Raw genomic sequence first — 6,000 nt, 5'->3', positions numbered from 1 at the left:
GAGCGCTAACCGGCGACCCGGCCGCGGACCGGCCACTTCGTGGCCGCCGCTCCCCAGGGGTCGCGGGTGCGGGGTTGGGAGTGCGGTCATGGCGGTCTTGGGGTGTACGGGGTGGCTGGGGTGCGGTCATGGCGGTCTTGGGGTGTGCTGGGTGGCTGGGGTGCGGTCATGGCGGTTTTGGGGTGTGTGGTGTGGCTGGGGCGGTCTTGGGTGCGGTGGAACATGGTCGGCTTCAGGCGGGCGATCGCAACGCCGGTCAGGCACAGGGTGCCGCCGAGGAGGGCTGTTGGGGTCGGTACTTCCGCGAGGAATATCCAGGACATGAGGATGGCCAGCGCGGGTACGGCGTAGCTCGAGGAAGCCGTCACTCCGGCGGGGGTGTGGGCGAGGGCGTAGGCCCAGAGGAGGAAGGCGAGGGCGGTTGATACCAGGCCCAGGTAGACGACGCCGATGGTGGCGGAGAGTGGTGCTCGGGCCAGTTCGTGTGCCATTTTCGGGGCCCACGGCAGTAGAACGACGGCACCGGCCACCGCGCCGAGGGTCGTGGCGGTCAGCGGGTCGGTGGACCGCAGTACGAGCTTTTGCGCCACCACGCTGATGCCGTAGAGCAGGGCGGCTGCCACCGCGAGTGCGACGCCGACGCGGTCACGTTGGCCTGGCCCGGTGAACGCGATGATCGCGGCGCCGCTGAAGCTGACGGCGATACCGACGACGAGCAGCGGCGGGAAGCCTTCGTTCAGGAACAACCCCGCGAGCACCGCGACCACGATGGGCGCGATATTCACCAGCAGCGCGGTGGTGCCCGCGTCCAGATGCTGTTCGGCGGCGTTCACCAGCACCGTGTACAGCCCGAACCACAGCACGCCGTAGGCCAGGGTGAGCCACAGCGCCAGGCCGCGCGGCATCCGGCCGCCGCGAAACGCCAGCACCAGCACCAGCACGATCGCGCCGACGAGCAGTCGCCCGGATGCCATCGCCGCGGCCGAGACGTAGGGCGCGATGCCGCGAATGATCACGAACGACGACGCCCAGGCCAGCATCACGGCAACCAGGGCGAGCGCGGGCAGGCGGGACGTCATACGTCCACGGTGAACCACTCGAGTGGTAAGCACAAGCGGGTATTCGCCATCTATCATTCAGTAATACTGAAGTGAGGAGTTGCCGTGATCGACACGCATCGCTTGATGATCTTCCGCTCCGTGGTCGCGACCGGCTCGGTGGCCGCGGCGGCGTCGACGCTCGGCTACTCGCCGTCGGCGATCTCCCAGCACCTCGCCGCGCTCCAGCGCGAAACCGGCTTGCAGCTGCTGGAACGGGTGGGCCGCGGGGTGGAGCCGACCCCGGCGGGGCGGGTGATCGCGGGCGAGGCCGCCAAGGTGCTCGACGAGCTGACCGCGCTCGGGTCGACGGTGTCGGACCTGCGGGCGGGCAAGGCTGCCCGGATCACGATCAACTCGTTCAGTTCGGCGGGCACCAACTGGATGCCCGACGTGGTCGCCACCCTCACCCACGAATTCCCCGACACCAGGGTCCGGCTCCGGATCGTCGACGAACTGGCCGCGGTATCGGACAACCGACCCGACATCGCGCTCACGGTTCGCCTCGACAAACCCGCCCAGGTCTCCGGCTACACCCATCGCGACCTGATGACCGAGCCCTACGTAGCCGTGGTCCCCGCCGACCACGAACTCGCGGCCCGCACCACCGTCGACGTGGTCGAACTCGAGCAATACCGCTGGATCGACAACGACACCAGCCACGGCCCGTGTCGGCAGGCGATGCTGAATGCCTGTGCCGCAGCGGGTTTCACCCCTCGGTTCGTGGTGGAAACCACCGACTATCCGTCAGCGCTGCGATTCGTGGCGCGCGGTGTCGGCATCACCGTCGTCCCTCGCCTCGGCGCCATGGACCTGCCGCCCGGTTCTCGCGCGCTGGAGCTGACCAACCCGACTCCGCGTCGCACGGTCTGTGCCCATATCAAGGACTCCGAGTCGTGCAACCCGGTCGTCACCCGGACGATGGAATTACTGCGGGCGGCAGCGGGTTAGATGACGGGCGATCAGGCGGGTGGGGGCTCGGCCAGCCAGCCGCCCATCGCCACTGTGCGGAAATGTGTTGTGAGGCCGAAGTTCTCATCGATGACGTGGAGTGCGATGGCGGGGTCGGGGGCATAGTCCATGACGCGGTGGGGTGGCGTCACCTCCCATTCGCCGCCGAGGACGGAAGCGGTGCTGGGGCAGCTGATCATGGGTTTGCCCGCGAAGGTCGTCGCGATGGGGGAGTGGGCGTGGCCGGTGAGGATGCCGACAATGCGTGGATCGCCCGCGACGACGGCGGCCAGTCGACCGGGGTCGGCGAGCGCGATCACATCGACGACGGGACTGAACACCGGCTTGGGCGGGTGGTGCAGGGCCACCAGGATGGGGCCATCGGGCGCCTCGGCGAGCGTCGCGCGCAGCCAGTCGAAGGTGTCCTCGCCCAGCAGACCGGGCGATTCGCCGGGGATGCTCGAGTCGAGCATGACCACGGTGAGCGCGCCGACCCGGTGGACGCTGTTGATGGGGGTGGTCGAGGCGGGCTCGTCCAGCAGCGCGGTGCGGAAGTTCGCGCGGTCGTCGTGGTTGCCCGGCAGCAGGTACACGGGGATGTCACCGCCGCGCAGGGCCAGTCGTGCTTGCGCGTACTGCTCCGGCTTACCGGAATCGGTGATATCGCCGGTCACGAGAATGACGTCGGGCTTGCGCGGCAGGTCCGCCAGGTAGCCCATCACCGCCTCCACCCGTTCGGTATTGCGCGCGCTGAGGTCGAAGTGGGTATCGCTGAGCTGAGCCGCCAGGATCATCGGCAGTCGCTTTCTTCTCTGGGATCGCTCCGTTGCGTCAGAGTGTGCCGGTATGACTCATCGGCACCTCTCCAGGCTAGATGACCTGCGTTTATCCGTCTTCATGAGCCGTGCCACGGGTCGAAACCCAAGACGTGGTCTGTGTCACTCATCACCGCTGCGATGTCGCGGTTGTGGTGCGGTCGGCGAGCGTTTGTAGTACACGAAGGAAAGTACGGCGATCGGCGGCGGGGACCTCGGCCAGTAGCCGCTGCTCCTGCTCCTGGATGTCGTGTTGGGCGCGGTCGCGCAGGTCGGCGCCGTCGGCGGTGAGCCGGATCAGGTTGACGCGCCGATCGGCCGGATCGGGCTCGCGCAGGATCAAGCCGCGCTGCTGGAGGTCGTCGAGGACGGGGATGATCCGGGTCTTGTCCGCCCGGATCGCCTTGGCGAGCGCGGCCTGGGTGTGGACGGGCCGCTCGTCGAGTCCGAGCAGTACCACGTACGCCCACATCGTGAGCCCGTGGCGGTCGAGGACGGGCCGCTCCGCCTCGGTCAGCGCACGGCCGAGTGGGACGAGCATGGCCGCGAGATCCGGGCGGGTCGCTTTCGGCATGGTCGAAATCTACCGCCGGGCGGATCGTTCGATAACCCTTGGCAGATGATAAGCATGAGCGTACGGTCAGCGTATGCATACTATTTCGGAGGAAGATCGACTGCTGCTCGCCCGGCACGAGCGTGCCGTGCGGCTGAGTATCGACGCGGTCGAGGCGGCGTCCGAGGCGCCGTTGTCGATCGAAACACCCTGTGCCGGTTGGGATCTACGTGCCCTGCTGGAACACATGGGCACTCAGAATCGCGGTTTCGCCGCGGCCGCTCGCGGTGCGAACGACCCGGCGGTCTGGGTGGTGAACCACGCCGTCGATCCGATCGGCGACTATGTACGGTCCGCGCACGAGGTGGTCGAAGCCTTCGCCGCGGGCGAGGCCCGCACCGTGTTTCTCCCGGAGATCCCACCGGGTCACTTCCCCGCCGCGACCGCCCTCGGATTCCATCTCATCGACAGCGTCGTCCACGCCTGGGACGTCGCCCGATCGGTCGGCCACGTCATCGACTTGGACGCCGACCTGGCCCCCGCGGCCCTGCGCATCGCCGAAGCGGTCCCCACCGGCCGGGCTCGCCTTCGCCCCGGCGCCGCCTTCGGTCCCGCGCTGGAGGTCGCGGATACGACCGCGACCCTGGCCCGCATCCTGGGAATCCTCGGCCGCTCACCCGAGTGGCTGCCGAGCCGGGCGTAAGACGTGTTCAGCCGGAAATCAGCTGTGCGGCGGTGTGCAGAAGTCGCGCGGCTTCGGCTGGGTCGCTGGTGAACGGCTCCCAGAAGTCGGGTCCGGGGACGGCCTCTAGGTCGAGGACCGGTGGGGTCAGCCAGTCGGCGTCGAGGCCGAGCTTCCAGGAGTGCAGGTGGGTGCGGGGGAGCGCGGCGGTGCGCTCGAAGAGCGGGTCGCCCAGGATCGGGTGGCCGATCCAGGCCAGTTGCACGCGAATCTGATGGCGACGCCCGGTCACCGGCCGCAGCGCGAGCAGCGCGTGCTCGCCGTGCCGGGCGACGGTGCTGAACAAGGTCCGCGACGGATAGTTCTTCGCGGGCAGCAGGTCCGCCTCGTCGATGAACCACCGATCACCCGCGCGCTTGATCGCCTCCCGCGGCGCCGCGATACGCACCCGATTCTTGCGCCCCACGCTCAGCGGCAGATCGATCTCGCCACGATCGGGCAGGTCGGTGCCCGACACGATCGCCAGATACGCCTTACGGGCGGTTTGATTGTTGAACTGCCTGGTCAACGGTCCGTGCGCGGCCAGATCGATAGCCAGCAGCACCAGCCCGGATGTCACCTTGTCGATCCGGTGCACCGGATACAACTGGGTCCCCGCCGCCTGCGCCAGCTCCACCAGATCGGTGTCGTGGCGTTCCCCGGTCACCGAGATCCCCGACGGCTTGTTCAACGCGAGCACCGTGTCATCGGCGAACACGGTGTAGTCCTCGCGCACGCTGCGCCAATCCAAGTCCACTACGACACCCTAGGCAATGGTGTGCCTGTTTCGCTCGACGGCTGGTCAGCGGGCTGCCATGCCGGGACTTCGGATATCGCGATCATGCCTGCCGCAGGCGGTGTGGGCGCAGGCGGTTGAAGCCGCGCACACGGACGCTGCGCAGGTGCCGGATGGCGAATTCGGGGTTGTCGTCGAGAGCAACGGCGGCGGCATCGTCGATGAGGATGTTGCCCGGTCGGGCGACGCCGGTGAGCCGGGCGGCGATATTGACCACCGAGCCGTAGAGGTCCCCGAAGCGTTGCAGCACCTCGCCGTAGGCGAAGGCGACGCGCAGTTCCGGGGTGCCGCCGACGAGCATGGTCGACTCCTGGATGGCCAGCGCGATGCGGGCCGCGGCGGCCGCGGTCTCGGCGGCGTACATCACCTCGTCGCCGACATTCTTGATCACCCAGCCGCCGTTGTCGGTGATCGCGGAGGTGGTGGTCGACTCGAAAGCTTCGAGCAGCGTGGACAATTCGTCGGGATGCAGGTGCCTGGTGAGCCGGGTGAAGCCGACCATGTCGGCGAATCCCACCGCCAGTGTCCGCATCGAACCGTCGCCCTGCGCCTCGGTCGACCTGGCGACCGCGGCCGCCAGATGTCTGCGCCACACATACGCCTGCAACTGCTCGATGCCGGCCATCGTGGATTCCGTTGCGGCCCTTATCCGTTCCTCCAGGGGAACCGCGGGATCGGCCGCGGCGGCGCGCACCTTGATCTCGGCCAGCACCAGATCGGCCTGCCACTCCGCCAGCCGCGCCATGCCCTGACCGATCGTCCGCGCGGCCGCGGCCTGCTGCCGAATATTGGACGCGGCAACAACTTTCATGCTCCGAAAGTTGGTGACCGCGGTGATGTCGATCTGCGTGAAGTCGACCTCGTCGTCATCATTGGCCGGAAACCCCAGCGCCGTCCACAACCGCCGCGATTCCGCCTCGGGCACCCCCGACTGCTCGGCCACCTGGGTGCGCGTATATCGCCGCGGGCCACCGAGCAGGGCCTGTTCGACACTGCGCTGCACCAACTCGGTCATCTCGGGCTCCGGCATACCCAAACTGTACGACTGTGCCGCGCGCGCGAGCGCC

General features: G+C 68.3%; 7 protein-coding genes. 2 read left to right on the top strand and 5 right to left on the bottom strand.

The features are described from left to right. Positions 1-86 precede the first annotated feature (86 nt). Positions 87-1,079 carry a DMT family transporter gene (locus ACFXKN_RS32640; protein WP_378974457.1) on the bottom strand — a complete coding sequence of 331 codons (993 nt, stop codon included), beginning with the start codon at positions 1,077-1,079 and terminating at the stop codon, positions 87-89. An 84-nt stretch (positions 1,080-1,163) separates the two neighbouring features. On the opposite strand from ACFXKN_RS32640, the gene ACFXKN_RS32635 reads away from it, so the two are divergent. Continuing rightward, positions 1,164-2,048, top strand: coding sequence for a LysR family transcriptional regulator (locus ACFXKN_RS32635; protein ID WP_378974452.1), 885 nt, complete (start codon positions 1,164-1,166; stop codon positions 2,046-2,048). Between the two features lie 11 nt (positions 2,049-2,059). On the opposite strand, the gene ACFXKN_RS32630 is transcribed toward ACFXKN_RS32635, so the two are convergent. After that, positions 2,060-2,842: a phosphodiesterase gene (locus ACFXKN_RS32630; RefSeq protein WP_378974440.1), complete on the bottom strand. Its 783-nt coding sequence runs from the start codon at positions 2,840-2,842 to the stop codon at positions 2,060-2,062. A 151-nt stretch (positions 2,843-2,993) separates the two neighbouring features. Continuing rightward, entirely contained in the window at positions 2,994-3,437 is a 444-nt protein-coding gene (locus tag ACFXKN_RS32625) for a MarR family winged helix-turn-helix transcriptional regulator (protein WP_378974436.1), read from the bottom strand. Between the two features lie 73 nt (positions 3,438-3,510). Here ACFXKN_RS32625 and ACFXKN_RS32620 point away from each other — a divergent pair, with 73 nt between their 5' ends. After that, positions 3,511-4,119: a TIGR03086 family metal-binding protein gene (locus ACFXKN_RS32620; protein ID WP_378974431.1), complete on the top strand. Its 609-nt coding sequence runs from the start codon at positions 3,511-3,513 to the stop codon at positions 4,117-4,119. Positions 4,120-4,126: 7 nt separating this feature from the next. On the opposite strand, the gene ACFXKN_RS32615 is transcribed toward ACFXKN_RS32620, so the two are convergent. Both ACFXKN_RS32615 and ACFXKN_RS32610 read right to left on the bottom strand, forming a co-directional pair. Further along, positions 4,127-4,894, bottom strand: coding sequence for an RluA family pseudouridine synthase (locus tag ACFXKN_RS32615; RefSeq protein ID WP_379434659.1), 768 nt, complete (start codon positions 4,892-4,894; stop codon positions 4,127-4,129). 82 nt (positions 4,895-4,976) lie between these two features. Next, a complete protein-coding gene (locus tag ACFXKN_RS32610; protein ID WP_378974421.1) occupies positions 4,977-5,963 on the bottom strand; it encodes an adenylate/guanylate cyclase domain-containing protein in 987 nt (328 codons plus the stop codon). Positions 5,964-6,000 lie beyond the last annotated feature (37 nt).

Origin of the sequence: Nocardia sp. NPDC059195 (assembly GCF_042754695.1) — a bacterium.
Lineage (GTDB): Bacteria > Actinomycetota > Actinomycetes > Mycobacteriales > Mycobacteriaceae > Nocardia.
Note: the sequence above shows the minus strand (reverse complement) of the source record. Positions and strands in the feature narration are given on the sequence as shown.